This window comes from Porphyrobacter sp. THAI-01a (assembly GCF_056868655.1).
Genome location: NZ_CP180579.1, coordinates 1,125,889 through 1,152,331 on the forward strand (window position 1 = coordinate 1,125,889; position 26,443 = coordinate 1,152,331).

21 protein-coding genes are annotated in these 26,443 nt (G+C 68.3%); 11 read left to right on the forward strand and 10 right to left on the reverse strand.

The annotated features are described in order from the left end of the window. Positions 1-3: 3 nt before the first annotated feature. Both ACMX37_RS05470 and ACMX37_RS05475 read right to left on the reverse strand, forming a co-directional pair. The gene (locus tag ACMX37_RS05470; RefSeq protein WP_483147873.1) at positions 4-612 is read right to left on the reverse strand and encodes a malonic semialdehyde reductase; all 609 of its coding nucleotides are present in this window, start codon (positions 610-612) and stop codon (positions 4-6) included. After that, on the reverse strand, positions 609-1,190 hold the full coding sequence (locus tag ACMX37_RS05475) for a NifU family protein (protein ID WP_483147874.1): 582 nt from the start codon (positions 1,188-1,190) through the stop codon (positions 609-611). The genes ACMX37_RS05470 and ACMX37_RS05475 overlap by 4 nt, the downstream gene beginning before the upstream one ends. Before the next feature lie 110 nt (positions 1,191-1,300). On the opposite strand from ACMX37_RS05475, the gene ACMX37_RS05480 reads away from it, so the two are divergent. The 5 genes from ACMX37_RS05480 (at position 1,301) to ACMX37_RS05500 (ending at position 9,241) form a co-directional block, all read left to right on the forward strand. After that, positions 1,301-4,318 carry a M16 family metallopeptidase gene (locus ACMX37_RS05480; protein ID WP_483147875.1) on the forward strand — a complete coding sequence of 1,006 codons (3,018 nt, stop codon included), beginning with the start codon at positions 1,301-1,303 and terminating at the stop codon, positions 4,316-4,318. 142 nt (positions 4,319-4,460) lie between these two features. Next, a complete protein-coding gene (locus ACMX37_RS05485; protein ID WP_483147876.1) occupies positions 4,461-5,846 on the forward strand; it encodes a class II 3-deoxy-7-phosphoheptulonate synthase in 1,386 nt (461 codons plus the stop codon). A 135-nt stretch (positions 5,847-5,981) separates the two neighbouring features. Further along, positions 5,982-7,256 (forward strand): ergothioneine biosynthesis protein EgtB, encoded by a 1,275-nt coding sequence (egtB, locus tag ACMX37_RS05490; protein ID WP_483147877.1) that lies wholly within the window; start codon positions 5,982-5,984, stop codon positions 7,254-7,256. A 1-nt stretch (position 7,257) separates the two neighbouring features. Then, positions 7,258-8,244 (forward strand): L-histidine N(alpha)-methyltransferase, encoded by a 987-nt coding sequence (gene egtD / locus ACMX37_RS05495; RefSeq protein ID WP_483147878.1) that lies wholly within the window; start codon positions 7,258-7,260, stop codon positions 8,242-8,244. Between the two features lie 31 nt (positions 8,245-8,275). Then, positions 8,276-9,241, forward strand: coding sequence for an NAD(P)/FAD-dependent oxidoreductase (locus ACMX37_RS05500; RefSeq protein WP_483147879.1), 966 nt, complete (start codon positions 8,276-8,278; stop codon positions 9,239-9,241). Here ACMX37_RS05500 and ACMX37_RS05505 read toward each other — a convergent pair. From ACMX37_RS05505 to ACMX37_RS05520, 4 genes are all read right to left on the reverse strand, one after another. After that, positions 9,214-9,993 carry an FkbM family methyltransferase gene (locus ACMX37_RS05505; protein ID WP_483147880.1) on the reverse strand — a complete coding sequence of 260 codons (780 nt, stop codon included), beginning with the start codon at positions 9,991-9,993 and terminating at the stop codon, positions 9,214-9,216. The two genes, ACMX37_RS05500 and ACMX37_RS05505, sit on opposite strands and share 28 nt — an antisense overlap. Further along, positions 9,986-11,155, reverse strand: a complete 1,170-nt coding sequence (locus ACMX37_RS05510; RefSeq protein WP_483147881.1) for a hypothetical protein — start codon at positions 11,153-11,155, stop codon at positions 9,986-9,988. Before ACMX37_RS05510 ends, ACMX37_RS05505 begins: the two co-directional genes overlap by 8 nt. Next, positions 11,152-11,949, reverse strand: coding sequence for an NTP transferase domain-containing protein (locus ACMX37_RS05515; protein ID WP_483147882.1), 798 nt, complete (start codon positions 11,947-11,949; stop codon positions 11,152-11,154). The genes ACMX37_RS05510 and ACMX37_RS05515 overlap by 4 nt, the downstream gene beginning before the upstream one ends. 93 nt (positions 11,950-12,042) lie before the next feature. Continuing rightward, a complete protein-coding gene (locus ACMX37_RS05520) occupies positions 12,043-13,572 on the reverse strand; it encodes a tryptophan halogenase family protein (RefSeq protein ID WP_483147883.1) in 1,530 nt (509 codons plus the stop codon). 177 nt (positions 13,573-13,749) lie between these two features. Between ACMX37_RS05520 and ACMX37_RS05525 the strand changes: the two genes are divergently transcribed. Continuing rightward, positions 13,750-17,370: a TonB-dependent receptor gene (locus ACMX37_RS05525; RefSeq protein ID WP_483147884.1), complete on the forward strand. Its 3,621-nt coding sequence runs from the start codon at positions 13,750-13,752 to the stop codon at positions 17,368-17,370. Positions 17,371-17,431: 61 nt separating this feature from the next. After that, positions 17,432-18,403: a thioredoxin-disulfide reductase gene (gene trxB / locus ACMX37_RS05530; protein ID WP_483147885.1), complete on the forward strand. Its 972-nt coding sequence runs from the start codon at positions 17,432-17,434 to the stop codon at positions 18,401-18,403. A gap of 17 nt (positions 18,404-18,420) precedes the next feature. On the opposite strand, the gene ACMX37_RS05535 is transcribed toward trxB, so the two are convergent. The 4 genes from ACMX37_RS05535 to ACMX37_RS05550 all read right to left on the reverse strand — a co-directional run bounded on the left by ACMX37_RS05535 (position 18,421) and on the right by ACMX37_RS05550 (position 21,319). Then, the gene (locus ACMX37_RS05535) at positions 18,421-18,867 is read right to left on the reverse strand and encodes an MAPEG family protein (RefSeq protein WP_483147886.1); all 447 of its coding nucleotides are present in this window, start codon (positions 18,865-18,867) and stop codon (positions 18,421-18,423) included. A gap of 10 nt (positions 18,868-18,877) precedes the next feature. Continuing rightward, positions 18,878-19,327, reverse strand: coding sequence for an MAPEG family protein (locus tag ACMX37_RS05540; protein WP_483147887.1), 450 nt, complete (start codon positions 19,325-19,327; stop codon positions 18,878-18,880). A 78-nt stretch (positions 19,328-19,405) separates the two neighbouring features. Next, positions 19,406-20,905, reverse strand: coding sequence for a helicase HerA domain-containing protein (locus ACMX37_RS05545; RefSeq protein ID WP_483147888.1), 1,500 nt, complete (start codon positions 20,903-20,905; stop codon positions 19,406-19,408). Between the two features lie 69 nt (positions 20,906-20,974). Next, positions 20,975-21,319 (reverse strand): hypothetical protein, encoded by a 345-nt coding sequence (locus ACMX37_RS05550; protein WP_483147889.1) that lies wholly within the window; start codon positions 21,317-21,319, stop codon positions 20,975-20,977. Between the two features lie 357 nt (positions 21,320-21,676). Here ACMX37_RS05550 and ACMX37_RS05555 point away from each other — a divergent pair, with 357 nt between their 5' ends. From ACMX37_RS05555 to ACMX37_RS05570, 4 genes are read left to right on the forward strand one after another with little or no spacing between them, the layout of a single operon-like run. Beyond that, positions 21,677-23,311 (forward strand): TldD/PmbA family protein, encoded by a 1,635-nt coding sequence (locus ACMX37_RS05555; protein WP_483147890.1) that lies wholly within the window; start codon positions 21,677-21,679, stop codon positions 23,309-23,311. Between the two features lie 22 nt (positions 23,312-23,333). After that, positions 23,334-24,656, forward strand: coding sequence for a TldD/PmbA family protein (locus ACMX37_RS05560; RefSeq protein WP_088914722.1), 1,323 nt, complete (start codon positions 23,334-23,336; stop codon positions 24,654-24,656). A 26-nt stretch (positions 24,657-24,682) separates the two neighbouring features. Next, complete coding sequence (locus ACMX37_RS05565) at positions 24,683-25,420, forward strand: DUF4159 domain-containing protein (RefSeq protein ID WP_483147891.1); 738 nt, start codon at positions 24,683-24,685, stop codon at positions 25,418-25,420. A gap of 58 nt (positions 25,421-25,478) precedes the next feature. Then, positions 25,479-26,441, forward strand: coding sequence for an AAA family ATPase (locus tag ACMX37_RS05570; protein WP_233996961.1), 963 nt, complete (start codon positions 25,479-25,481; stop codon positions 26,439-26,441). Positions 26,442-26,443: the final 2 nt, after the last annotated feature.

Here is a 26,443-nt window from a genome sequence, read left to right on the forward strand (position 1 = left end):
GCCTCAAGCGATGGCGTTGAAGCGCGCAAAATCGGGGCGGGGGGAGCGATCGAAGATGCTCGCCGGATCGCCGTAGCCGACCGAACAGATGAAATTGACCCGGTGGCGGGGTTCGTCGGCGAAGAAGGCCGCCTCGACGGCCTGCCGGTCGAAGCCCGACATCGGCCCGCAATCGAGCCCGAGCGCGCGCGCGGCGAGCATCAGGTATGCCCCTTGCAGCGAGGAATTGCGGAAGGCGCCTTCCTCGCGGCCCTTCTCGTCGCCCTCGAACCAGCTCTTGGCGTCGGTGTGCGGGAACAGCCAGGGCAGTTCCTCATGGAAATCAATGTCGTAGCCTATAACCGCTGTGACGGGGGCGGCCGCGACCTTCTTCTTGTTGCCCTCGGACACGCATTCAACGAGCCGTGCTTTGGCCTCGGGAGACTTGACCCACACGATCCGTGCCGGCTGCATGTTGGCCGAGGTGGGCGCCATCTTCATGAGGTCCCAGATCGCATGGATCTGTTCGTCGCTCACCGGCCGGTCGAGCCACCCGTTATAGCTGCGTGCCTCGGTAAAGAGCTGCGCAAGAGCTGCAACGGATAGCGGATGATCGTGGTACTGCATGGTCATGCCGCGCGCACCTCGGTCACTTCGGGGACATAGTGCTTCAGCAAGCCCTCGATCCCGTGCTTGAGCGTCGCGGTGCTCGACGGGCAGCCCGAGCACGAGCCTTGCAGGGTCAGGTAGACCACCCCGTCGCGGAAACCCCGATAGGCGATATCGCCGCCATCACCCGCCACGGCGGGCCGCACGCGGGTTTCGAGCAGCTCGTTGATCGCGGCGATCACCTCGGCATCCTCGGGGCGTTCCTCGACCGCCATGTCCTCTTCCGGCGGCGGGACGTTGATTCCGCCGGCGGTGGCAGGGGTGAAGAGCGGGGCCTCGGAGACGAAATGGTCGAGCAGGATCGCGATCACCTGCGGCTTCAGGGCGCTCCAGTCGGCGCCGGGCGCGGCGGTGACGCTGACGAAATCGGCGCCGAAGAACACGTTCACCACCTCGCCCGTGTCGAAGATCGCCTGCGCGAGCGGGCTCGCCTCGGCCGCCTCGGGCGTGGCGAATTCGCGGCTGCCCGCGGCCATGACGGTCTGCCCGGGCAGGAACTTCAGCGCGGACGGGTTCGGGGTGGTTTCGGTTTCGATGAACATGGAGAGGATTTAAGAGCAATTTTGTCCGATTTCAAGCGCGCGATGCCCTTGTCGCGGGAGGGTTGCGCATTCACTATCGCTTCACCTTTTGGCTCCCTATAAGCCTTCCCATGACGTCGCTGACCCGCGCTTCCCGCGCTCTCGCTCTCCTGCTCGCTCCTCTCGCCCTGGTGCAACCGGTGCTCGCCCAGCAGGCGCCCCGGCCCGATCCCAATGCCCCGAGCGACACCCGCCCGCTCCCGGCGGTCCCGGCGCCCCGTGCACTCCAGACCAACGGCGAGACGCCCTGGCTCTATCGCGGCTCGGACGTTCCGGTCGACGACAAGTGGCTGTTCGGCGAGATGAAGAACGGCCTTCGCTATGCCGTCCGCCGCAACGGGGTGCCGCCGCGCCAGGTCTCGATCCGCGTGCGCATCGATGCGGGATCGCTGCACGAGAACGACAGCGAGCAGGGCTATGCGCACCTTCTCGAACACCTGCTGTTCCGCGAGAGCAAGTATCTCGGCAAGGCCGAGGCGATCTCGGCATGGCAGCGGCTGGGGGCGACCTTCGGCAGCGACGCCAATGCCGAGACCACCCCGACCCACACCGCCTACAAGCTCGACATCCCCAACATCGATGACGCCAAGCTGGCCGAGAGCTTCAAGCTGCTCTCGGGCATGATCCGCGAGCCGGTGCTCAATGATGCCAATGTCGCCGCCGAGCGGCCGATCGTGCTCGCCGAGAAGCGCGAGCGGGGCGGGGCGGGGCTGCGCATGGCGGATCTCACGCGCCAGACCTTCTTCGCCGGCCAGCGCCTCGCGAGCCGCAACCCGATCGGCACCGACGAGACGCTGAGGGCGGCGAACGGCACGACGGTCAAGGCCTTCTACGATCGCTGGTACCGGCCGGAGAACACCGTGATCGTGGTCGCCGGCGATGCCGACCCGATGGTGCTCGCAGGGCTGGTGGAGCAGTGGTTCGGTGACTGGAAGGGCACCGGCAAGCCCGGCGTGCCGCCTGCTTTCGGCGATCCGGTCGCCCCGGCAGGTGCGGTCGACCCGGCCGGCCCCGCCACCCCGATCGGCGAGCTTGCCGTCGGGGTCGAGCCCGATCTGCCGCGCAGCCTGACCTATGCGATCATGCGCCCCTGGCGGCAGGTCGAGGACACCATCGTCTACAACGAGGGCCTGCTGACCGATGCCGTCGCGCAGGCGATCATCAACCGCCGGCTCGAAAGCCGCGCGCGCGGGGGCGGGAGCTTCCTTTACGCGCAGGTCCAGCAGGACGACGTCTCGCGCTCGACCGACGCGACCTTCGTGACCTTCGCGCCGCTCAGCGCCGACTGGCAGGCCGCGCTGGCCGATGTGCGCAGCGTCATCGCCGACGCGCTCGCCACGCCCCCGACGCAGGAAGAGATCGACCGCGAGGTCGCGCAGTTCGACGTGGTCTTCGCCAACGAGGTTGAGCAGGAGAGCGTCCAGTCCGGGAGCGATCTTGCCAACAATCTCGTCAACGCGGTCGACATCCGCGAGACCGTGGCGGCGCCCAAGGTGGTGCTCGAGGTGTTCCGCAACATGAAGCCGCGCCTGACGCCGGAATTCGTGCTGGAGCGCACCCGCGGCCTGTTCGAGGGCACCGTCACCCGCTCGGTCTATGTCACCCCGCAGGCAGGCGAGGCCGATGTCGCCGCGCTGCGTCTCGCGCTGGCGAGCGAGGCGGCGGTCGACAGCACCGCGCGGCTTGCGGCGCAGACCATCTCTTTCGACGAACTGCCCCCCGTGGGCGCGCCCGGCACGATCGCGCAGCAGGCCCCGCTCGGCGTGCTCGAGATCGAGAAGGTCGACTTCGCGAACGGCGTGAAGGCGCTGGTTTGGGCCAATGATGCCGAACCCGGCCGCGTCACGGTGCGCGTGCGTTTCGGCGCAGGCTGGCGCGCCTTCGACGCCTCGAACGCGGTCTATGCCTCTCTCGGCCAGGCCGCGCTGGTCGGCTCCGGACTTGGCGAACTCGGCCAGAACGAGATCGACCGCCTCGCCACGGGGCGCAAGCTCGGTTTCGACTTCGCCATCGACGATGCGGTCTTCACCCTGACGGCCCAGACGCGGTCGGAGGATGTGAACGACCAGCTCTATCTCTTCGCCGCCAAGCTCGGGATGCCGCGCTGGGACAAGGAGCCGGTGCTGCGCGCCAAGGCGGGGGCGGAACTGGCCTACAACACCTATTCGACCAGCCCCGGCGGCGTGCTCAACCGCGATCTCGAATATCTCGTGACCGGCCGCGACCCGCGCTTTGCCACCCCCGATCCCGCCGCCCTCAAGGCCGCTACCCCTGAGGAATTCCGCAAGGTGTGGGAACCGCTGCTCAAGCAGGGTCCGATCGAGGTGCTGGTGTTCGGCGAGTTCGACCAGGCCAAGGTGATCGAGCAGCTGCGCCTAACCTTCGGCGCCCTGCCGCCGCGCGCGCCGATCGCGCCGGAGATCGCGGCGCGGGTGCCGGCCTTCGCTCCGGCGACGGCCGAGCCGGTCGTCGTCACCCATCGCGGCGATGCCAACCAGGCCGCCGCCGTGGTGTCGTGGAAGAGCGGCGGCGGGGTCGCTTCACTGCGCGAAAGCCGCCAGCTCGAAATCCTCACCCAGCTGTTCAGCAACCGCCTGCTCGAGGCGCTGCGCGAACGCGCCGGGGCGAGCTACTCGCCGCAGGCCTTCTCCAACTGGCCGGCCGATCTGGCCAGCGGGGGCCGGATCACCGCACTGGCGCAGCTTGAGCCCGAATTCGTGCCGGTGTTCTTCGCCGAGGCCGAACGCATCGCCAAGGACCTTGCCGCCAACCCGCCCACCGCCGACGAGCTGGCGCGTGTCACCGAACCGCTCGGCCAGCTGATCCGCCGCGCCTCGACCGGCAACCAGTTCTGGCTCTACAACCTCGAGGGCGCGACGCAGGACCCGCAGCGCGTCGCCCTGCTGCGCACGCTGCTCGCGGACTATTCGCAGACCAGCCCGCAGGCGATGCAATTCCTTGCCGAGCGCTATCTCGCCAAGGGCGATGCCTTCCGGCTGGCGATCATTCCGGAAGGCCAGAGCCTCGCCGCGGCGCCCCCGGCGGGTGCGGGCACGAATGCTGCGGGGGCGGTGATGACGGGGCGCTGATCGCCCCTCCCGCTGACAGTGGCCGGGAAATAAAGTTGTCCCATCGGCCATTGTCGCTTTACAATTCGTGCCGCGCTCGGGTAGCGGGCGCCCCCGCGCCGTGCGACCCTGGCGCCGACTGGACAGAGAAAGAGTAGTGACCGTGCCCGAGACCTGGACCCCGGATAGCTGGAAGGCCTTCGAAGCGCGCCACCTGCCGCATTACGAGGATGCGGCCGAGCTGGCCGAAGCGGAAAAGACCCTCTCCTCCTATCCCCCGCTGGTCTTCGCGGGCGAGGCGCGCGCGCTCAAGACGGATCTGGCGCAGGTCGCGAACGGCCACGCCTTCCTGCTCCAGGGCGGGGACTGTGCGGAAAGCTTTGCCGAGTTCCACCCCAACAACATCCGCGACACCTTCCGCGTGCTGCTCCAGATGGCGGTCGTGATGACCTTCGCCAGCAAGCGTCCGGTGGTGAAGGTCGGGCGCATGGCCGGCCAGTTCGCCAAGCCGCGCTCCTCGCCGACCGAGACGATCGGGGACGTGACCCTGCCGAGCTACCTCGGCGACAACATCAACGGGATCGAGTTCGACCCCGTCAGCCGCCGCAACGATCCGGCGCGGATGGTGAAGGCCTATTCGCAGGCTGCCGCCACATTGAACCTGCTGCGCGCCTTCGCGGGCGGGGGCTATGCCAACCTCCGGCAGGTCCACCAGTGGACGCTCGACTTCATGGGCCGCACGCCCTGGACCGAGAAGTTCAGCGAGATGGCCGACCGCATCGGCGAGGCGCTCGACTTCATGGAAGCCTGCGGGATCGACCCGGCGACCGTGCCGCAACTGCAGGGCACCAGCTTCTACACCAGCCACGAGGCGCTGCTGCTGCCCTACGAGCAGGCCATGACCCGGCGGGATTCGCTCACCGGCGACTGGTATGCGACCAGCGCGCACATGGTGTGGATCGGCGATCGCACGCGCTTCCCGGGTTCGGCGCATATCGAATTCGCGCGCGGGATCGGCAATCCGCTCGGCATGAAGTGCGGGCCGAGCCTCGAGCCCGATGCGCTCCTGCGCCTGCTCGACGACCTCAACCCGGGCCGCGAGGCGGGGCGCATCACGCTCATCAGCCGCTACGGCCACGACAAGGTCGAGGAGGGCCTCCCCAAGCTGGTGCGTGCCGTGATGCGCGAGGGGCATCCGGTTGTGTGGTCCTGCGATCCGATGCACGGCAATGTCGTCAAGTCGGATACCGGCTTCAAGACCCGCCCTTTCGACCGCATCCTGCGCGAGGTGAAGGGCTTCTTCGCCGTGCACCGCGCCGAAGGCTCGCACCCTGGCGGCATCCACATCGAGATGACCGGACAGGACGTGACCGAATGCGTCGGCGGGGCCGTGGCGATCACCGAGGAACGGCTCGGCGACCGCTATCACACCCACTGCGACCCGCGCCTCAATGCCGAACAGTCGCTGGAGCTCGCCTTCCTCGTCGCCGAGATGCTCAACGAGGCGGCAGGCGGCGGCCGCGAAGCCGAGGTCAGCCACGCCGCCTGACCGCCGGTTTCGCGCAAAAAGCTGACAGGTGTGATGATTTCGCGATAGAATTGCGCTTACCAAGCGTCTTCCCTGTGTCATGACGAAAGGGCATGGTCCCTGGCGTCGGCACCAGCTTGGACGGGAGGTGCACGCGTGCATCGCAGCGAACTGCAGAACGTCGAAAGCGGAGCGGGCTCCCGCGGGGTCGCCGAGCGTTTCCGCGCAACCCGCGCGCTGACCGAGGCGCTGGTTGCCCCGCTGAGCGATGCCGATGCCTCGATCCAGTCGATGGAGGATGCCTCTCCTGCCAAGTGGCACCTCGCGCACACGACGTGGTTCTGGGAAACCTTCCTGCTGCGCGAACATGCGCCCGGATACCGGCTGCACGACGAGCGCTGGCCGTTCCTGTTCAACTCCTACTACGAGGCCGAGGGCGCGCGGATCGCGCGGGCCGCACGGGGGATGCTCTCCCGACCGACGCTCGACGAGGTGCTGGCGTGGCGCGCGCATGTCACCGCGGCGATGGAGCCGCTGCTCGCCGATCCGGCGCTCGCAGGCCTCATCGCGCTCGGCATCGCGCACGAGGAACAGCACATCGAACTGCTGCTCACCGACATCAAGCATGCGCTGTTCCGGAACCCGCTCGGGCCCGCGATGTGGGAGGGCGAGGCGTCCTCTGCCGCAGCGCAGGCGGACGCGCCGGGCTGGCACACGCATCCCGGCGGGATCGCGCGGGTGGGGCACCAGGCCGAAGGTTTCGCCTTCGATAACGAGGGCCCGCGTCACCGCGTGCTGCTCGAGCCCTGCGCGCTCGCCGACCGGCTGGTGACCAATGGCGAGTGGGCGGACTTCATCGCCGACGGCGGCTATGCTGATGCGCGTCTGTGGCTTGCCGACGGCTGGGGCTGGGTGCAGCAGAATGCCATAGCCGCGCCGCTCTACTGGCGCGAGGACGGCGCGCACTTCACCCATCGGGGCTGGCAGGCGCGCGATCCCCATGCGCCGGTCACCCACATCTCGCATTTCGAGGCCGATGCCTTCGCCACCTGGGCCGGCGCGCGCCTGCCGACCGAGTTCGAATGGGAGGCTATCGCGCGCGGGCAGGACGGCGCGGCAAGCGCCCCGGCGCATGATCCGGCCGGGGGCAACCAGCTCGACGGCGCCGCCCCGCCGCTTCCCGCAGGCTCGCCCGGCCTGTTCGGCGATTGCTGGCAGTTCACCCGCTCGGCCTACCTGCCCTATCCCGGCTTTCGCGTCGCCGAGGGCGCGGTCGGCGAATACAACGGCAAGTTCATGAGCGGGCAGGTGGTGCTGCGCGGCGCGAGCTGCGCGACCGTGCGCGGCCATTCGCGCCCCTCCTACCGCAATTTCTTCTACCCCCATCAACGCTGGCAGTTCACCGGACTGCGGCTGGCCAAGGACGCCTGAGATGACTTCTGCCAAGGGCCTGCGGCTGGTCGAGCGCGATGCGGGCGGGGTCGATCTCGCTTTCCGGCAGGACGTGCTGGCGGGCCTTGCGGAAGTCCAGAAGGCGGTGCCCGCGCGCTGGTTCTACGACGATCGGGGCTCGCGGCTTTTCGAGGATATCACGCAGCTCCCCGAATATTATCCGACCCGCGCCGAGACCGAGATCCTCCAGACCCGTGCGGGCGCCATCGCCGACCTGGTCGGACCGGGGCGCGCGGTGGTGGAATTCGGCTCCGGCTCCTCGGTCAAGACCCCGCTGCTGCTCGCGGCGATCCGCCCTTCCGCCTATGTGCCCCTCGACATCGCCGGGGACTTCCTGCGGGCCTCCTCGGCGGCATTGGCGGAGAAGTTCCCGGGCTTGCCGGTCTATCCGGTCGAGGCCGATTTCATGCGCCGGGTCGAGCTTCCCGCCGAGGTCGCCGGCCTGCCCAAGCTCGGCTTCTTTCCCGGATCGACCATCGGCAACATGATCGCCCGCACCGCGACCGACCTCCTGCGCACGATGCGCGCGACGCTGGGCGAAGGGGCGATGCTGCTGATCGGAATGGATCTGGTGAAGGACGAGGAGGTCCTGCTCGCCGCCTATGACGATGCGCAGGGCGTGACGGCGGCGTTCAACCTCAACCTGCTCGAACGCATCAACCGCGAGCTCGGCGGGGACATCCCCATCGACGCCTTCGCGCACGAGGCGCGCTGGAACGATGCCTTCGCCCGGATCGAGATGCATCTGGTCGCGCAGGCGGATGTGGCCTTCACCGTCGGCGGACAGCGCTTCGCGATGCGCGCGGGCGAGAGCATCCACACCGAGAACAGCCACAAGTTCACCAAGCGTTCGGCGCAGATGCTGCTTGCGGCGGCCGGGTGGGAACCGTGCGCGCGCTGGACCGACGAGGCGCGGCAGTTCTCGCTGGTGCTGGCCGAAAGTCGCCCGCCGCGCTCGGCCCCCTGAAACGAACCCGCCGCCCGCGCGTTGGCGCGGGATGGACGGACAGACTGACATTCTCATCATCGGCGGCGGCATGGCCGGGCTTTCCGCTGCCACGGCCCTCGCAAGCACCGGGCGGCGCATCGTGGTGCTCGACAAGGGCCGCGGCCCGGGCGGGCGGATGGCGACCCGGCGCGTGGAAATTGAAGGCGCGCAGGCGAGCTTCGATCACGGCGCGCAATACTTCACCGCGCGCGATCCCGCCTTCCGCGAGACTGTTGCGGGGTGGGAGCAGGCCAGCATCGCCGCGCGCTGGCCCGCGGCCGGCGAGGACGCGTGGGTGGGCACGCCCGGCATGAACGCCTGCGTCAGGCACATGGCGACCGGGCTGGACGTGCGCTGGGGCGTGCGCGCCGAACGGCTGTGCCGCGACGGCGCGCTGTGGCGGGTCGAGGCGGGCGAGGAGGCCTTCACCGCATCCACCATCCTCGTCGCCGTGCCTGCCGAACAGGCCGCGGTGCTGCTGGCGGACGTCGCGCCTGACATGGCCGCGCTCGCCGCGGGTGTGGTTTCCGCGCCGTGCTGGGCGGTGATGGCGGGCTTTGCCGAGCGCCTGCCGCTTGCCGACACCTTCCGCTCCGATGCCGGCCCCGTCAGCTGGGGCGCGCGCAATGTGGCCAAGCCGGGGCGTGGGGGGCTGGAGACATGGGTGATTCACGCCAGCCCCGCGCGCAGCCGCGAATTGATCGACCTGCCCAGGGAGGAGGTCGCAGGAATTCTCCTCGCCGATTTCTTCGCGGCCGCCGGAATTGCCCCGATTGCGCCCGTCCACTCCGATGCGCACCGCTGGCTCTATGCCCTGCCCGAGGCCCTGCAGGGCGAGGGCGCGCGCTATGATCCGGCTCTCGGGATCGGCGTTGCGGGCGACTGGCTGCACAGTCCGCGGGTCGAGGGTGCGTGGCTCTCAGGCCGTGCGCTCGCCGGGGCGGTCGCTCAGGAGCGGGTCGCCAGCACGTCGTAGTGGTGACCGCGCCCGTATTTGGCGAAGCGGGTGAAGCCTGACGCCCGCAGCAGGCGCTCGATCTCGCCTGCACTCGCCCAGCGGTCGTCGACCTCGTAGAAGATCGCGGCGATGCGGGCGAAGGCCTCGGTCCTGGCGAGCTCGGCGATCACCACCGCCTCCAGCCCCTCGACATCGATCTTGACGAACATCGGAAGGTCTCCGGCCAGCAGCGGATCGACCATGGCTGCGTCGATGGTGTGGATGGTCACGTTGCCCCCGGTGCCCGCGCCGCTCTCGCGCCCTGCCAGCGTGGCGGTGCCGGTGTGGCCCTCGGCGACGCTGATCGTCACCTCGCCAACGCTGTCGGCGATCGCCAGCTGGTGCAGCACCGTCCGCTCCGCCCCGCCATTGAGCGCGACGTTGGCGGCAAGGCGCGCATGGGTGGCGGGGACAGGCTCGAAGGCGATCACCTGACGGCACTTCGGGTTCTGCGCGGCGATGAGCGAATAGAGTCCCTGGTTCGCGCCGATGTCGACGAAGACGAAGTCCTCCTTCTGCCCGAGCAACAGGTCGGCGAGGTCGCGGCCATAGGTGCCGAAGATGCAGTAGCGGAAGGTGGTGTCCTGCCAGTTGGGCACCATCAGCACGCCGTAGGCCGAGCGCACCGCCGCTTCCCCACGCGCCGCCATCAGCGGCGAGAGCGCCGCCGCTTTCCATTTGCGCAGCGTCTTGACCACGCCGTAGCGCCAGAATGCCGCAAGATCAGCCACGCTCTTGTCCTTCCAGAAAGGTCGTGATCGCATCCGCCGCCCGCTCGGCCGAGGGGCGGTCCGCAAGCGAGAAGGTGGCATCGATCAGCGCCTGCTGCACCGGTGCATAGTCGGGATGCGAGGCGACCGCCGCATCAATCGCGTCGAGCAGACGGTCGGTGCTCTCCAGCACCGGCCCGGCCTGCCAGTGGAGGTAGTTGGGATCGCCGCGCCAGTCCACGCCGTGGCTGTCGAGGAACAGGCAGGGGCGGGGGGTGCGCAGGAACTCGTAGACCTGGCTGCTGACATCGCCGAGATAGATGTCGGCGCGGTTGGTGTAGCTCATGTCGCTGCTCGCCGCGCTGCCGGTGTCGATGTGGATGCGCGGTTCGCGGGCGACTTCCGGTCCCGGAGGCACGACGCGAGCGAGGCTCGGCGGGTCGACCGTCACCACCCACCTGCGCTCGAACAGCATCACGTGCGGCGCGAAGATCAGGTTGTAGCGATCCTGACCCCGGAACGCCTCGAGCACCGCCGCGCCGTGCCGGAACCAGCTCGACAGCTTCGGCGAGGGGTGGGGGTTGTAGAGCACGGTCGGCCGCTCGGGCGCGGGGAAGCTGTCCGCGAAACGGTTGTTCGCGCACAGATCGAACTTGGGATAGCCGACCAGCGCGATCTGCTCCGGCCTCAGGCCCGCATCCTTGATCAGCCGGTCCCGGATCTTCGGCCCCGAGACCAGCACCAGATCGAAACCCGCGCTCTCGGGATTGAACCCGATCGCCCGGTCGCCCGCGCCGTGGCGGGTGTGGATCAGCTTCACGTCATCGAGCTCGTAGCGGGTCTTGAGCAGGAGGGTGGTCTTTTCCGACACCACCACGGCATCGAAGCTGCGGAAGAAATCGAGGTTGTCGCGGTATATCAGCAGCTTGGTGGCGGGCACGATCCGCTCGAGCGCGCCGGCCAGCAACCGCGTGTCCGCGCGCTTCAAGACGAGTTTGACCAGCTCGACCCTGGCAAGCAGGGCTGGGTCTGCCTGCCGCTCGATCTCGGCGCGGATCGCGTCCCTTGCATAGGCAATGACGATGCGGTGCCCGCCCCGCGCCGCCAGCGCCAGCGCGATCGGCAGCGAATGCGCGACCTGGTGCGTCTGGTCGTGGTTGAAGAGGAAGCAGATGCGCTTCATGCGCGCCCGTCTGCCAGCAGGCGCTCCGCCAGCGCGTGATCCTCGGGCTTGTCGACATCGACGCCCATGCGCCCGTCCGAAAGCAGCACCGGCGCGGCCGAGGCGCCGAGCTTGCGCCCGGCCGCCGCGATGGCATCGGCGAGCGTCAGGCGCCGCAGCAGCAGCTGCACCATCAGCACGGGGCCGAAATGGGCGGCAAGGCGCGGCACGGACTTGCGGTCCTGTTCGACCCGCTCCCAGAACCTCAGGGCGTTCGCTGCCGAGGGGCCGGTGAGGGCGAAGAGATTGGCCCCGGTGAAGGCGCCGTCCCGGAACGTGAGCCAGGTGCGCCGGTTCGGGCCGACCGCGTCTTCGAGGTTCCCGCGCTCGACCATCGCCACCCCGACGTCGCCGGCGCCGGCTCCGGCGAGGAATTCGGCGATGGTGGCGGGGGTCAGCATCACGTTGTCGGCGGTGGTGACGAGCACCGGCAGGCCGATGGCGGGATCGTTCACCGCATCCAGCACCGATCCGCTGATGGTGCGGCCCGACAGGCGCGCGTCGATCCGGGTGTCGCCCGCCGCCTTGGTGACGGCGGGATCGGCGACAAGGGCGGACGCATCCTGCGCCATGATGATGATCCGCCCGATCTGCGGCGCGTCCGCCAGCGCGCGCACCACCCGCGCCAGCATCGGCTCGCCCGCGACCGGGATCAGCGCCTTGGCCTCGCGCCCGAAATGCGCCGCGAGCCTGTCGACGCCCGGTCGCTGGCCGGCCAGCACCAGCGCAGTCCAGCCTTGCGGAGCGTCAGTCATGGGCAGGTGAGACCTCGGGAGGGGGCGGGGCGGGGGACGCTCGCCCCTTTCAGCCACGGCCCGGGTTTGTCAAGGAACCGCCCCCGCTCTGCCTCACGCGGCGATCGGTGCGGGGCAATAGCGCTTCAGGTAATCGCCGTGCCCCGGCATGTGCTGGACCAGCCAGCGGATCGATTGCTCCATCTCGTTGACCTCCTTTGCGGTCGTCACCGGATCGAGCGCGTCGGCCATGGCGTTGTGGCCGCCCATCTGGATGCCCTGTCCCATCATCACCGCGGCCCAGCTGGTTTCGGTGAAGAGCTCGTCCTCCTCCCGGAAGATCTGGCCATTGGCGCGGAACAGCTCGACCTTCTCGGTCAGCGTGTCGGGCACCGGCATCGTGCGCACGTAGTTCCAGAAGTCGGAATCGGTGCGCTGCGTGGCGTTGTAGTGAAGGATCAGGAAGTCGCGGATGCGCGCATACTCGCGGCCCGTCAGGCGGTTGAAGGTGTCCTCCTGCACCTGGGTGATGCCGTCCAGCGACAGGAGCGAGATCAGCTTGTCGATCCCGGTGTTGATGAGGTGGATCGAGGTCGATTCGAGCGGCTCCATGAAGCCTGCCGCCAGCCCGAGCGCGACGACGTTCCGGTTCCAGAACTTCTTGCGCCGCCCGGTGACGAAGCGCAGCCAGTTGGGCTCGGCCTGCGGCTTGCCCGCGATGTTGCCCAGCAGGATGTCGAGCGCCTGCTGGTCTTCCATGTAGGCGCTGCAATAGACGTGGCCGTTGCCGTTCCTGTGCTGGAGCGGGACCTGCCATTGCCAGCCGGCCGAGTGCGCGGTGGCGCGGGTGAAGGGCGGGGGCGGGCTGCCGTCCTCGCGCAGGCACGGCAGGGCGACCGCGCGGTTGCAGGGCAGATAGTGGCTCCAGTCGTCGTATCCGGTCTTCAGTGCCTGCTCGATCAAGAGGCCGCGGAAGCCCGAGCAGTCGATGAACAGGTCGCCCGCAAAGGCACGGCCATCGTCGAGCGTGACGCCGGTGACGAAGCCGCTCTCCCCGTCCAACTGGACATCGGCGACCTTGCCTTCCTGCCGCACCACGCCGCGGCTTTCGGCGAGCCGGCGCAGGAAGGCGGCATAGCGGCCCGCGTCGAGATGATAGGCGTAATTGACCGGAGGCAGATCGTCGCGCTTGTAATCCTCGGTGCGGGCGAACTTGCCGAAGGCGGCGGCCATCGTCTCCAGGTTGAAGACCTGGATCGGCCGCCTGTCTCCGCCGGCCTGCATCCGGTGCCACACGTGGTGGAAGCTGATCCCGCCCATCGTGTAGCCATAGGCGCCGAAGGGGTGGATGTAGCTGTCGCCGAGCTTGCCCCAGTTCTCGAACTGGATGCCGAGCTTGAAGGTGCCGCCGACGGCTGCGAGCATCTCTGCCTCGTCGATGCCGAGCAGGCGGTTGAAGCCCACGAAGGGTGGAATCGTTGCCTCGCCGACGCCGACCGTGCCGATCGCCTCGGATTCGATCAGCGTGATTTCCACAGGCCGCCCGGCCTTGATGCGCGACAGGGCGGCGGCTGCCATCCACCCGGCCGTCCCGCCGCCGACGATGATAATGCGTTCGATTGCCACGTTTTCCTCGATTCCCATCGGGCCTCTGCGGGCCCTGTCGGCAGGCGTTCTGCGCTCCCGCCCAGTGTTGCCAGAATGCAATATGAACCGCAGATTACAAGTCTTGAGAACGCTCACAAGATGCGCTAGGAAAGAATGGCAAACCGCAGTGGCAGGCACGATACTGTCGCGCGGCATGGGGAGAGACGACACATCATGACCATCGCACAGCCTGCGCCGCGCCGGCGCCTGTTCGCCCTCGGCACCGCCTCCGCACTGGCGATTGCCGCCGCCAGCCCCGCGCTGGCCCAGGACTCGGGCGAGCCGGAGGCCGAAGCGCCCGCCGCCGAGGAGGACGAAGCCACCATCGTCGTCACCGGCTTCCGCGCCTCGCTGCAGTCGGCCCAGAACATCAAGCGCGATGCCGACACCTTCGTCGACGTGATCACCGCCGAGGACATCGGCGCGCTGCCCGACCGCTCCGTGGCCGAGGCCCTCCAGCGCGTGCCCGGCGTCAATATCGGTCGCTTCGAGAAGCCCTCCGACCCCGACCGCTTCTCGGTCGAGGGCACCGGCGTGATCATCCGCGGCCTCAACTTCGTACGTTCCGAACTCAATGGCCGCGACATCTTCTCGGCCAATGGTGGGACCGTTCTCAACTTCAACGAGGTCTCGCCCGAACTGCTCGGCCGGGTCGAGGTGTTCAAGAACCTCACCGCCGACATGGTCGAGGGCGGGATCGCCGGCACGGTCAACCTCGTCACCCGCAAGCCGCTCGACCGGCCCGGCACGCACATCGCGGGCACGCTGGAAGCCAATGTCGGCGATCTTGCCGAACAGTGGTCGCCCGGCGGCTCGGTGCTCGGTTCGACCACCTGGGAGACAGATGCGGGCACGCTCGGCCTCCAGCTCGGCTATGCGCGCTCGGAGCTGATCAGCCGCACCGATGCCTCGCAGGTCGGCGATCCCTGCTACCGCGCCAACAACCTCACCGGTGCGTGCCTGCGCGTGCGGCCGGTGGGCAGCGGCGGCTTCGGCGGCGCGCCGGTCTTCGGCCCCGACAACTTCCCGCCCGCCGGCGCACTGGTCGTGCCCAAGGGCGCTGGCGTGCGCACCACCGACCTCGAGCGCGACCGCGAGGCGATCTCGGGCATCATCCAGTACGAGAGCCCCGACCGCAGCTTCGTCGTCACCGCCGAATGGCTGCGCGCCGACACCACCTTCTTCACCAAGGAGAATGCGGCGATCGCGCTCGTCAACGACGATGCGCTGTTCCCGGTCCCGGCGGCGGGCAGCACGTGGGAATTCGACAGCAACGGCATCTTCCAGCGCGGCGTGCTGAGCCAGCGCATCGGCGATGCCTATGCGAACCCCTTCGGCCGCGGCGGCATCCCGCTGGAACTGCTGCGCTTCGAGCGCGAGACCCGGGCGATGACGCAGGATCTCTCGATCGACATCGACTGGAGCATCACCGACCGCTTCCGCGTCAATTTCGAGGCGCAGCACATCGAATCCGACCTGCGGCAGGATTCGATCATCGGCACCATGTCGACCTGGGCGAACATCGATCTCGACATGAGCGGCAAGGTGCCGCAGGTGCAGTTCCTTGCTCCTCCAGGCGCGCCGGCGGACTACTTCACCTCGGGGCGGAACACCTATTACTGGTTCCTGCTCGACAGCATCGCGCGCAACGAGGGTGACCTCAACACGCTGCGCTTCGATGCCGAATACGACATCAGCGACGAAGGGTTCTTCAAGCAGGTCAAGTTCGGCGCCCGCTGGTCGGAGCGCGACCAGACCACCCGTGACACCAACTTCAGCACCTGGGGCAACCTGTCGGCGCCCTGGGCGGGCCGTGCGGGCTGCGCGCCGTGGAATGCCGGGCCGGGCTGCGCCGCCACGGGCGGGTTCCAGCCGGGCCGCTATTTCACCGGTCTTCCGGGGCAGGAATTCGCGATCGGCGGCGGCGCTTTCGTCGACGACTTCCCGGCCTTCGCCAACCTGCGCGCGCCGTTCGACAACGGCTTCCAGCGCGGCAATGCCCCTGCGCCGCTGCCGGGCGGGGCGCACTTCTTCGGGGCGGACAGCTTCCTCAAGGAGTATCTCGCGGGCGATTCCGCGCGTCAGGCCGGGCTGATCAACACCTTCTCGCAGACGCCCAACCCGTTCTTCGGTGTGCAGAACCGCAGCTTCACCAATGCGGTGACGGGGCAGAGCACGCCGTGCACGCCCTTCTGCGAGAACGAGATCAGCACCGTCGCCGAGACCACCAAGGCCGCCTATGCCCGGGTCGATTACGGCACGGACTTCGGCAATGGCTGGAAGCTGTCGGGCAATTTCGGCCTGCGCTATGTCGAAACCGAAGTCGTGGCGGCAGGCCTCATCGGCTTCCCCAACCCGTTCTTCTTCGATGATCCGAGCTCGGGCGGCAACGGCGACGGGATCGCGCAACTCTCGGAAGTGACCGCCGCCTGCGGCCGCGCAGCACAGCTGCCCGCCGACCAGCGACCGGCGTTCTGCAGCCTTTCGCAAGGACGCCTTGCCGAGTTCGCGGCGGCGCACACCGGGGAAATCGTGCTCGACGATCGCGCGGTGACCTTCGAGAACTGGCTGCCGAGCTTCAACGCCCTGCTCGACACCGGCAACGGCCTGCTGTTCCGCGCCGCCGTCTCCAAGGGCATCTCGCGCCCCGACCTTGCGGCCTTCCGCTCGGGCGGCGGGATCGGCGACAACACCGGCGACCTGCGCTCCGAGGGGACGCTGGAGACCGGGCCGCTGTTCCAGCTGTTCACCGGCAACCGCAACCTGCGGCCGATCGCAAGCTGGAACTACGACCTCTCGCTCGAATGGTATTTCGACCGCGTCGGCTCGCTGACGATCTCGGGCTTCGTCAAGGACATCAAGGGGATCGTCAACAACGGGGTCGATCTGGTCAACTTCGTCAGCCCGGGCGGGGTCGATCTCGATGTCGAGGTCAACGGCCCCGACAACCGCCAGGACGGCACGATGAAGGGCGTCGAGATCGGTTACCAGCAGACCTACGACTTCCTGCCCGGCGCCCGCATCGGCCCCTTCTACGTCACGCAAGGCATTCATAATCTTAGGGATTATGGCGGCTATGCGGTGCCGGGCGGCGGGCGGGTGCGGACGGGGGTGCTGCTGCGCTCGGGCCAGCACATGGAGGCGTCCGACCCCGACCTCGACCTCCTCCACGCACTCGACATCCGCACCGTGATCGACCTGCGCGGCACCAGCGAGCGCGAGGGTTTTCCGTGCAGACGCCATCCGAGCTTCGCCGCGCAAGTCATTGCCCATGATGGAGAAACGACGAACTCCCCGCCGCACGAAGGCGGGGGCGGGCGCGTGGTGATGACGCCTGAAAAGGCGCGGGAACGGATGCTGGCGGTCTATACCCGGATGCCGGTCAATCCCGCGATGATCGACATCTTCAGCCGCTATTTCAAGGCCTTGGACGAGAACGACGGGGCCAGCCTGGTGCACTGCTTCGCCGGCAAGGATCGCACCGGCATCGCCGCCAGCCTCCTGCTCCACGTGCTCGGCGTGCATCACGATGATATCGTGGCGGAATTCCTGCTCACCAACGAAGCGCCGACCCGCGCCATCCTCGAGCGCCAGTCGCTCCCCCGGATGCAGGCGCACTACGGCGCGATCGAACCCGAGGCCTTGCACAACCTGATGGGAGTTCTGCCGGAATATATCGATACTTACATCGCGAAGGTGACAGCGGATCACGGTTCGCTCGACGCCTATCTGGCGACAATTTTGGGTGTGGACGAGCAAAGAAAAGAGCGCCTGCGCGCCAAGCTGGTGGCGTGACAATCGCCCGCCCAGACCCCATATCCCCGCCCTGAGATTCGCGCGCAAAGGCACCGCAGACATGGCCACTCACACCACCAAGATGCTCATCATCGGCTCCGGCCCCGCCGGCTATTCCGCCGCGATCTACGCCGCGCGCGCGATGCTGGAACCCATTGTCGTTCAAGGACTTCAGCCCGGCGGCCAGCTCACCATCACCACCGATGTCGAGAACTACCCGGGCTTCCGCGACGTGGTGCAGGGCCCGTGGCTGATGGAGGAAATGCGCGCCCAGGCCGAGCATGTGGGCACGCGCATGATCTGGGACACGATCGTCAGCGTCGATCTGGAAAACGGCTCCCCCTTCCGCGCGATCGGCGACAGCGGGGACGAATACATTGCCGATTGCGTGGTGATCTGCACCGGCGCGCAGGCCAAGTGGCTCGGCGTGCCCGGCGAGCAGGCCCTTGGCGGCAAGGGCGTTTCGGCCTGCGCGACCTGCGACGGGTTCTTCTACCGCGGCAAGCGCGTCGCGGTGATCGGCGGGGGCAACACCGCCGTGGAAGAGGCGCTCTACCTCACCAACCACTCCGACAACGTCACCCTTATCCACCGCCGCGACAGCCTGCGCGCGGAGAAGATCCTGCAGGAGCGGCTCTTCGCCAACCCCAAGATCACCGTGCTCTGGAACAAGGCGGTGGACAGCTTCGAGGCGGGTGAGAACGGGATGCTCCACCACCTCGCCCTGACCGACACGGTGACGGGCGAGGCGAGCACGCTCGAGACCGACGGCGCCTTCGTCGCCATCGGCCATGCGCCGGCGACCTCGCTCTTCGTGGGCAAGCTGCCGATGGACGAGAGCGGCTACCTGCTCACCGAACCGGGCACCCCCAAGACCGCGATCCCGGGCGTCTTCGCGGCGGGCGATGTGACCGATCACGTCTATCGCCAGGCGGTGACGGCGGCGGGGATGGGCTGCATGGCCGCACTCGACGCCGAGCGCTGGCTCGCCTCGCGCGCGCATGCGGTGCAGGAGGCCGAGGCGGCGGAATGATCCGCCGCCCGCCCGTCTCAGCCGTGCAGGTGCAGATCGAACACGGGAATGATCGCGTGGAAAATCAGCACCATCAACGCCACACTTGAGAGCGCGAAGAGGGCGAAGCGCAGCGCCACCTTGTTGATCGTCGCCTGCACCACCGAGTGCGCGATCCGAAGGCCCACATAGGCCCAGGCGATGGTGGCGTTCAGCCCGTCGCCGTGCCCGATCACCGCGAGCACGATCGCCACCGCATAGAACAGGGTAGGCGCCTCGTGCAGGTGGTTGTAGTTGTCCGCCTTCCAGCTCACCCGCTCGGGCAGCTGCGCGCGCAGCGATGCGCCGGTGGTGCCGACCAGGCCCTTGGCGTCGATCCCCGCCTGCAGCATCGCCGGGATGCGCGTCGCGTACATCCACAGCCACATCACCATCGTCCAGCCCAGCAGCACCACGACGGGCTTCAGAATGTCCATACCGATCATGTTCATCTCCTCAGGCGGGAAGGGCGGAAGGGTCGGCGAGGGCGGTTGCGATCACGGCGCGGATCGCCAGCACCAGCAGCGCCAGAGTGGAGACGAGGAACAGCAGGAAGCGCACCGGCACCTTGTTCACGGTCGCCTGCCAGATCGAATGGAGGATGCGCAGCCCGACATAGGCCCAGGCAAGCGCCACATCGAGCGCGCCCGCGCCCATGATCGCGAGGATCACCACGGCGGGATAGAACACCGTGGGCTGCTCCATCAGGTGCGCATAGTTGTGCGCGGGCCAGTTGACCTTCGGCTCGAGCACCCCTTCAAGATCCTGACCGCGCCCGCCCGGGCGGTTATCCATGTCGATCCCGGCCTTCTTCATCGCCGGCAGGCGCACGCCCGCCATCCAGAAACACATGATCAGCGACCACACCACCAGCACGGCGGCGGGCGCGAGAATTTGCGCTTGCATCGAATGATCCCCTTCGAGAGCCTCTCTCTCCTGCGCCCCAGACTGCGAGGGACGCAATGAATTGTCAAATGCAACCCATCATGCGGCGGCGGGCACCTGCGGCACGCTGATCGAGCGTTCGCCACCGAAATCCTCGCGCACGACGATCAGCCCCTGGCGTTCGAGATGGTCGAGCAGCCGCCGCACGCGGCTGGGCGAGGCGCTGCCGTAGAGGCGGCCGAGCTCCTCCTCGCCGGGCATGGCGGTGCCGGTGGCGGCGGCGATGAGGATCGCGAGGTAGGGGGCGAGAACATCCTCCTCGACACCCTCGGCGGCGGCGGCGATGGGTCCGCGGACTGACTCGTCGAGGCGATCGAGGCCGCTGATCGCGAAGGCGAACATGCGCCGGAAGCGGGGCAGGTCGATATGGGCGGAAGCCACGCCCTGCTGGCGGCAGCGGATCGCGAAGTCGCGGAAGCAGGCCGCCGCCGGGCGAAAGGCGGCCCCCTCGGCCAGCGCGATGTCGCGCACGATCGCCTCCACGTCCGCGCCAGCGCCTGCTGCGGCGGGTGGCGACGGCGGAGGAGCAGAGGCAGGAGCAGGAGCGGGGCGCTCTGCCGGCGGCTCGGGTGCAGGCGTCACCTCCGGCAGGTCGCGCGGCGCGGTCAGCCGTTCCTCGAGATCGGCGCGCGGGGGCGGGGCGGGCGGTGCGCGGCGCGCGGGCTGGGGTTGCGCGGCGGCCTCTGTCAGGCGGTCGGTCAGCAGGGCCTCCATCGCCCCTTCGGCGGCCTCGGGAAGCGGGATCAACCCCTGTCCGCCGCCCCGGCCTGCGGTGCGCACGCTGCCGACATCGACCGCCACCGGCCGGCGGCTGATCGCCGGGCCGAGGCCGAGGAACTGCCCCCGGCGAAGATCGCGGATGCGCTCCGCCTGGCGCCGGTCCATGCCGAGGAGGTCCGCGGCGCGGGCCATGTCGATGTCGAGGAAAGTGCGCCCCATCAGGAAGTTGCTCGCCTCGGCCGCGACATTCTTGGCGAGTTTGGCGAGGCGCTGGGTGGCGACGATCCCGGCAAGGCCGCGCTTTCTGCCCCGGCACATCAGGTTGGTCATCGCCGCGAGCGTCAGACGGCGCACCTCGTCGTTCATCTCGCCCGCGGCGGCGGGGGCGAACATCTGCGCCTCGTCGACCACCACCAGCGCCGGATACCAGTGCTCGCGCGGGGCATCGAACAGGGCTGTCAGAAACAGCGCGGCGCAGCGGATCTGGGCCTCGACCTCGAGCTCGTCGAGCGCGAGCACCACCGAGGCGCGGTGCTGGCGCACGCGAAGGGCGAGCGCCTCGATCTCGCGCGGGGAATAGGCACCTGCGTCGATCACCACGTGGCCGAATGCGTCCGCGAGCGTGACGAAATCGCCCTCGGGGTCGATCACGATCTGCTGCACCTGCCCGGCGCATTCCTCCAGCAGGCGGCGCAGCAGGTGCGACTTGCCCGAGCCCGAATTGCCCTGCACCAGCAGGCGCGTGGCGAGCAGCTCCGCGAGATCGATTCCGATCGTCTGCCCGTCTGGCCCGCGCCCGATGTCGATCCGTTCCGTCACAGGGGCGGGATAGGGGCGCAGCGGCCCCCGCGCCAAGGCGGGCGGGGGAGTTTTCCAGCGTTTCCCGTCTCAGCCCGCCGCACGCTCCGGTCCGAGCAGCAGGGCGGCGACATCGCCGCGGGTGCGCCAGCTCTCCACGAGCAGATAGGCCGACAGGAACAGCATCCCCCCGAACACCGCGATCAGCCCCAGTGCAAGCCCAGCGGGCCGGAAGCGGTGACGCCATGCGACCCACAGGCCGGAGAGCAGCAGGAAGCACAGGAAGTCGAAATTGAACTGCCCCGGCCACGCCATGCGCGCCATGTCGCCGAAGAACACCGGCAGGAGATCGAATCCGTGACGCGACACGGTGATGGCGGTGTAGCCGCTGATGGCGCAGAAGCAGGCGAGGAGGAACAGGCGGAACACAGCCATGACGCGGTCCTTCGCAAAGGGTGTAGAAGAGTATGTAGTGCCTGCTACATCTACCGCCTTGCGCGCGTCTGGCAAGCCGTCCCGCCGCCGACCCCCGACCTGCGCCGGTGGTATGTTCGTCGATTAAGTCCGGCGCTTCGTCGTGTGTGCCGCCCATCCCCTTGCGGCGCGTTGCTAGTGCTCGGGAATCGGGGCGATGCCGCGCTGCTGTTTTCTGCCGGACCTGCCGCAGGCGTGTGCGCCTGACGGTTTGACCGGGGGCACATCGCTCGGCACAATCATGTTCCATCACAGCCATCGCCGGGCAAGCTTCGGATCATCCGGAGGATACGATCGGCCGGTCAGGGGAGTTTTCACGTGGACAGACGGGATTTTCTCGCGCTCAGCACCTTCTTCACGGGGGTTGCGCTGACGCCTTCCATCTTCGGCAAGGCGATCGCGGCCGAACAGCTCAAGGACGGGATCGAGGCGGCGGTGAAGAAGCGCCTCGCCGATGCCGCGCTCTCCGCCGCGACCGGGGCCGGCGCGAGCTATTGCGACGTGCGCGTCGGGCGCTACCTGCGCCAATTCGTCATCACGCGTGAGCGCAATGTCGAGAACATCGTCAACACCGAGAGCACCGGCACCGGCGTGCGCGTGATCGCCGACGGCGCGTGGGGCTTTGCCGCGACCAACGTGATGACCGAGGACGCGGTGGCCGCCGCCGCGCGGCAGGCGACCGCGATCGCCAAGGCCAATGCCCGCATCCAGACCAGCGCCGTGCAGCTCGCCCCCACTCCGGGCGTGGGCGAGGTGAGCTGGCGCACCCCGATCAAGAAGAACGCGATGGACGTTCCGATCGCCGACAAGGTCGCGCTGCTGATGGACGTCAACGACGCCGCGCTCTCTGCGGGCGCGAGCTTCGTCAACTCGCTGCTGTTCCTCGTCAACGAGCAGAAATACTTCGCCTCGACCGACGGGTCCTACATCGACCAGGACGTGCACCGCATCTGGGCGCCGATCACCGTCACCGCGGTCGACAAGACCACCGGCAAGTTCCGCTCGCGCGAGGGCCTCTCGGCGCCGATGGGGCTGGGCTGGGAGTACATGGATGGGCGGCCCGAGGACAAGTTCATCCTGCCCAACGGGCTCACCACCTACGGCAATTCCTACGACATGAAGGAAGACGCCATCGCCGCCGCGCAGAACGCGCAGGAAAAGCTCAAGGCGCCCTCGGTCAAGCCGGGCAAGTACGACCTCGTGCTCGATCCCAACCACCTGGGCCTGACGATCCACGAGAGCGTCGGCCACCCGCTCGAGCTCGACCGCGTGCTGGGCTACGAGGCGAACTACGCCGGCACCAGCTTCGCCACGCTCGACAAGCGCGACGCCGCCTTCAAGTACGGCAGCGAGATCGTGAACCTCTTCGCCGACAAGACGCAGCCCGGCAGCCTCGGCGCGGTCGGCTACGACGATGAAGGCGTGAAGTGCAAGCGCTGGGACCTCGTCAAGGACGGCACGCTGGTCGACTACCAGACCATCCGCGATCAGGCGCACATCGTCGGCAAGACCGAGAGCGACGGCTGCTGCTATGCCGACAGCTGGTCCTCCGTGCAGTTCCAGCGCATGGCGAACGTCAGCCTCGCGCCGGGCAAGACCAAGCTCTCGCCCGCCGACATGATCGCCGGGGTCGACAACGGCATCTACATCTCGGGCCGCGGCTCCTTCTCGATCGACCAGCAGCGCTACAACGCGCAGTTCGGCGGGACCGTGTTCTACGAGATCAAGAACGGCAAGCTCGGGCCGATGATCGAGGATGTCGCCTACCAGATGCGCACCCCCGAATTCTGGGGCGCCTGCTCGGCGATCTGCGACGAGAGCGACTACCGCCTGTTCGGATCCTTCTTCGACGGCAAGGGCCAGCCGAGCCAGGTCTCGGCCGTGAGCCACGGTTCCTCGACCACCCGCTTCGACGGCGTGAACGTCATCAACACCGCCCGGTCGCTCGGCTAAGCGCGCGCAGGAGACACAGATCATGAGCATCCTTTCGGAAAGCGAAGCCAAGGCCATTCTCGACAAGGTGATCGGCTTCTCGACCGCCGACCACACCGTCGCGACGCTCGGCGGCGGCATCCAGGGCAACGTCCGCTTCGCCCGCAACGACATCTCCACCTCGGGCATCGTCGACGACGTGCAGCTCGGCGTCGAAGTCGCCTTCGGCAAGCGCGTGGGCACGGCCTCGATCAACCAGTTCGACGATGCCTCGCTCGAACGCGTGGTGCGCCGCGCCGAGGACCTCGCCAAGCTCGCGCCGGAGAACCCGGAATACATGCCGCCGGTCGCCAAGCAGACCTACCGGCCGACCGAGACCTTCAGCGAGGCGACCGCGGCGCTCACCGCCGAGGCGCGCGCGAAGATCGCCGAGGCCTCGATCCTGCCGTGCCGCGAACGCGGGCTGATCGCGGCGGGCTTCCTCGAGGACGGGCACACCTTCTTCGCCCACGCCAATTCCAACGGCAATTTCGGCTACCAGAAGTCGACCGTCGCCGACTACACCTGCACCGTGCGCACCGAGGACGGGCGCGGATCGGGCTGGGTGGCGAGCAACGTCAAGGACATCGCCAGCTTCGATGCCGCCGCCGACGTGCAGATCGCGATGCGCAAGGCGGCCGCCTCGGTCGATGCGCGCGCCCTCGAACCCGGCAAGTACACCGTCATCCTCGAACCCGCGGCGGTCTCGGGCCTCGTCAGCTTCATGCTGAACTTCTTCAGCGCCCGCTCGGCCGACGAGGGCCGCAGCTTCCTCAGCAAGCAGGGCGGCGGGAACAAGATCGGCGAGCAGATCATGGACCCGCGGGTCAACATGTACACCGATCCCTGGCACCCGGTCGTGCCGGTGCTGCCGTGGGACGGCGACGGCCTGCCGCGCGAACGCGTCAAGATCATCGATCAGGGCAAGCTCGCGAACCTCGAATACTCGCGTTACTGGGCCGCCAAGCAGGGCAAGCCGGAGACCGCGGGCTGGGGCAACACGATCATGGAAGGCGGCACCAAGTCGACCGCCGACCTGATCGCCGGCACCGAACGCGGCATCCTCGTGACCCGCACCTGGTACATCCGCATGGTCGACCCGCAGACCGTGCTGCTCACCGGCCTGACCCGTGACGGCACCTTCTACATCGAGAACGGGCAGCTGAAGTATCCGATCAAGAACTTCCGCTTCAACGAAAGCCCGGTGATCATGCTCAACAACATCGAGGAAATGGGCCGCTCGGTGCGCGTCGAGGGCGGCAACCTGATGGTGCCGCCGCTCAAGGTGCGCGACTTCACCTTCACCTCGCTGTCGGACGCGGTCTGAGGCCCCAGCATGAAGGCAGGGCGCGCGTGAACCGGACGGCCATCACCCGCGCCCGCTTTCTGCGCCTGGCGGCAGGTGCCCTCGCTGCTGCGGCGGCGGGGGCGCTGCCGGCTTCCGCCCAGCGCCGCCCCGGCGGAGCGGCAGCGGGCGGCTACGATTTCTGGTTCACCCGGCTCAAGTACAATTCGGGCGACTGGAACGTCGACCAGCGCATGCCGGCGAACCTCATCACCTCGCTGATCGACTACACCACCCTGCGTGTCGATCCCGAGGAGCATGTCGTGGCGCTCGACGATCCGCGGATGCTCTCGGCCCCCTTCTGCTATCTCTCCGGGCATAAGGCGGTCGAGTTCTCCGAGGCCGAACGCCGCAATTTCGAACGCTACGTCAGGAACGGCGGCTTCGTCTTCGTCGATGATTGCAACCACGACATCGACGGGCTTTTCGCCAAGTCCTTCGAGGCGCAGATGGCGGGGATCTTCGGGGCCGAGGCGATGAAGAAGCTGCCCAACACCCACCCGATCTATTCGAGCTTCTTCAAGTTCGACGGGCCGCCTGCGACCTCCTTCGAATTGAACGGCTGGGGCGACGACCTCATCCACGACTACCTCAAGGGGATAACCATCAACGGCCGTCTGGGCGTGCTCTACAGCAACAAGGACTACGGCTGCGAGTGGGACTACGACTGGCGCAACAAGCGCTTCCTCGCCGAGGACAACACCCGTTTCGGGGTGAACATCATCATGTATGCGCTCAGCAATTGAAGGGTTTGACACAGTGGCTCAGCAGGAACCCGTGAACGCGGCGCAGGTCGATCGGCAGATGGCGCGGCTCGGCGACCTCAGGCGCGCGATCGCCACCGCGATCGTCGGGCAGGAGGACGTGGTCGAGCAGCTGCTGATCGGGCTGCTGGCGGGCGGGCATTGCCTGCTCGAAGGCGTGCCGGGGCTGGGCAAGACGCTGCTGGTGCGCACGCTGGGCGAGGCGCTGGCGCTCGATTTCCGGCGCGTCCAGTTCACCCCCGACCTGATGCCGAGCGACATCCTCGGCACCGAGCTGCTCGAGGAGGATCACGGCACCGGCCACCGGAGCTTCCGCTTCCAGAAGGGGCCGGTGTTCACCAACCTGCTGCTGGCGGACGAATTGAACCGCACGCCCCCGAAAACGCAGGCCGCGCTGCTCGAGGCGATGCAGGAGAAGACCGTCAGCTATGGCGGGCAGACCTACCAGCTGCCGCGGCCCTTCTTCGTGCTGGCGACCCAGAACCCGCTCGAACAGGCCGGCACCTATCCGCTGCCCGAAGCCCAGCTCGACCGCTTCCTGCTGCTGGTGCGGGTCGGCTATCCGACCGCCGCCGAGGAGCGCGACATCCTCGCGCGCACCACCGGCAGTGCGGGCGATGCCGTGCCTTGCGTGATGCAGGGCGATGAGGTGCTGGCGCTCCAGGCGATGGTGCGCGAGGTCTATCTGAGCGAGGACCTGCTCGGCTGGATCACGACGCTGGTGCGCGCGACCCGCCCCGGCGATCCGGCCGCGCCTGCCGATGTGGCGAGCTATGTGCGCTGGGGTGCGGGGCCGCGCGCCGGGCAGGCCCTGGTGCTCTGCGCCAAGGCCCGCGCGCTGCTCCACGGGCGCCTTGCCGCCACGCGCGAGGATATCGCGATGCTGGCCGCCCCGGTGCTGCGCCACCGCCTGCTGCTCTCCTTCGCCGCCGAGGCCGAGGGGCGGAGCGCCGACGACGTGGTTGCCGCGCTGCTGGCGCACCTGCCGCCACCCGCCGCCTGACC

Bases quoted from the DNA above. Each gene is read 5' to 3' on its own strand.
- ACMX37_RS05470 (WP_483147873.1), bottom strand. From the start codon at position 612: ATGACCATGCAGTACCACGATCATCCGCTATCCGTTGCAGCTCTTGCG.
- ACMX37_RS05475 (WP_483147874.1), bottom strand. From the start codon at position 1,190: ATGTTCATCGAAACCGAAACCACCCCGAACCCGTCCGCGCTGAAGTTC.
- ACMX37_RS05480 (WP_483147875.1), top strand. From the start codon at position 1,301: ATGACGTCGCTGACCCGCGCTTCCCGCGCTCTCGCTCTCCTGCTCGCT.
- egtD (WP_483147878.1), top strand. From the start codon at position 7,258: ATGACTTCTGCCAAGGGCCTGCGGCTGGTCGAGCGCGATGCGGGCGGG.
- ACMX37_RS05500 (WP_483147879.1), top strand. From the start codon at position 8,276: ATGGACGGACAGACTGACATTCTCATCATCGGCGGCGGCATGGCCGGG.
- ACMX37_RS05510 (WP_483147881.1), bottom strand. From the start codon at position 11,155: ATGAAGCGCATCTGCTTCCTCTTCAACCACGACCAGACGCACCAGGTC.
- ACMX37_RS05515 (WP_483147882.1), bottom strand. From the start codon at position 11,949: ATGACTGACGCTCCGCAAGGCTGGACTGCGCTGGTGCTGGCCGGCCAG.
- ACMX37_RS05520 (WP_483147883.1), bottom strand. From the start codon at position 13,572: ATGGGAATCGAGGAAAACGTGGCAATCGAACGCATTATCATCGTCGGC.
- ACMX37_RS05525 (WP_483147884.1), top strand. From the start codon at position 13,750: ATGACCATCGCACAGCCTGCGCCGCGCCGGCGCCTGTTCGCCCTCGGC.
- trxB (WP_483147885.1), top strand. From the start codon at position 17,432: ATGGCCACTCACACCACCAAGATGCTCATCATCGGCTCCGGCCCCGCC.
- ACMX37_RS05535 (WP_483147886.1), bottom strand. From the start codon at position 18,867: ATGATCGGTATGGACATTCTGAAGCCCGTCGTGGTGCTGCTGGGCTGG.
- ACMX37_RS05540 (WP_483147887.1), bottom strand. From the start codon at position 19,327: ATGCAAGCGCAAATTCTCGCGCCCGCCGCCGTGCTGGTGGTGTGGTCG.
- ACMX37_RS05550 (WP_483147889.1), bottom strand. From the start codon at position 21,319: ATGGCTGTGTTCCGCCTGTTCCTCCTCGCCTGCTTCTGCGCCATCAGC.
- ACMX37_RS05560 (WP_088914722.1), top strand. From the start codon at position 23,334: ATGAGCATCCTTTCGGAAAGCGAAGCCAAGGCCATTCTCGACAAGGTG.
- ACMX37_RS05570 (WP_233996961.1), top strand. From the start codon at position 25,479: ATGGCGCGGCTCGGCGACCTCAGGCGCGCGATCGCCACCGCGATCGTC.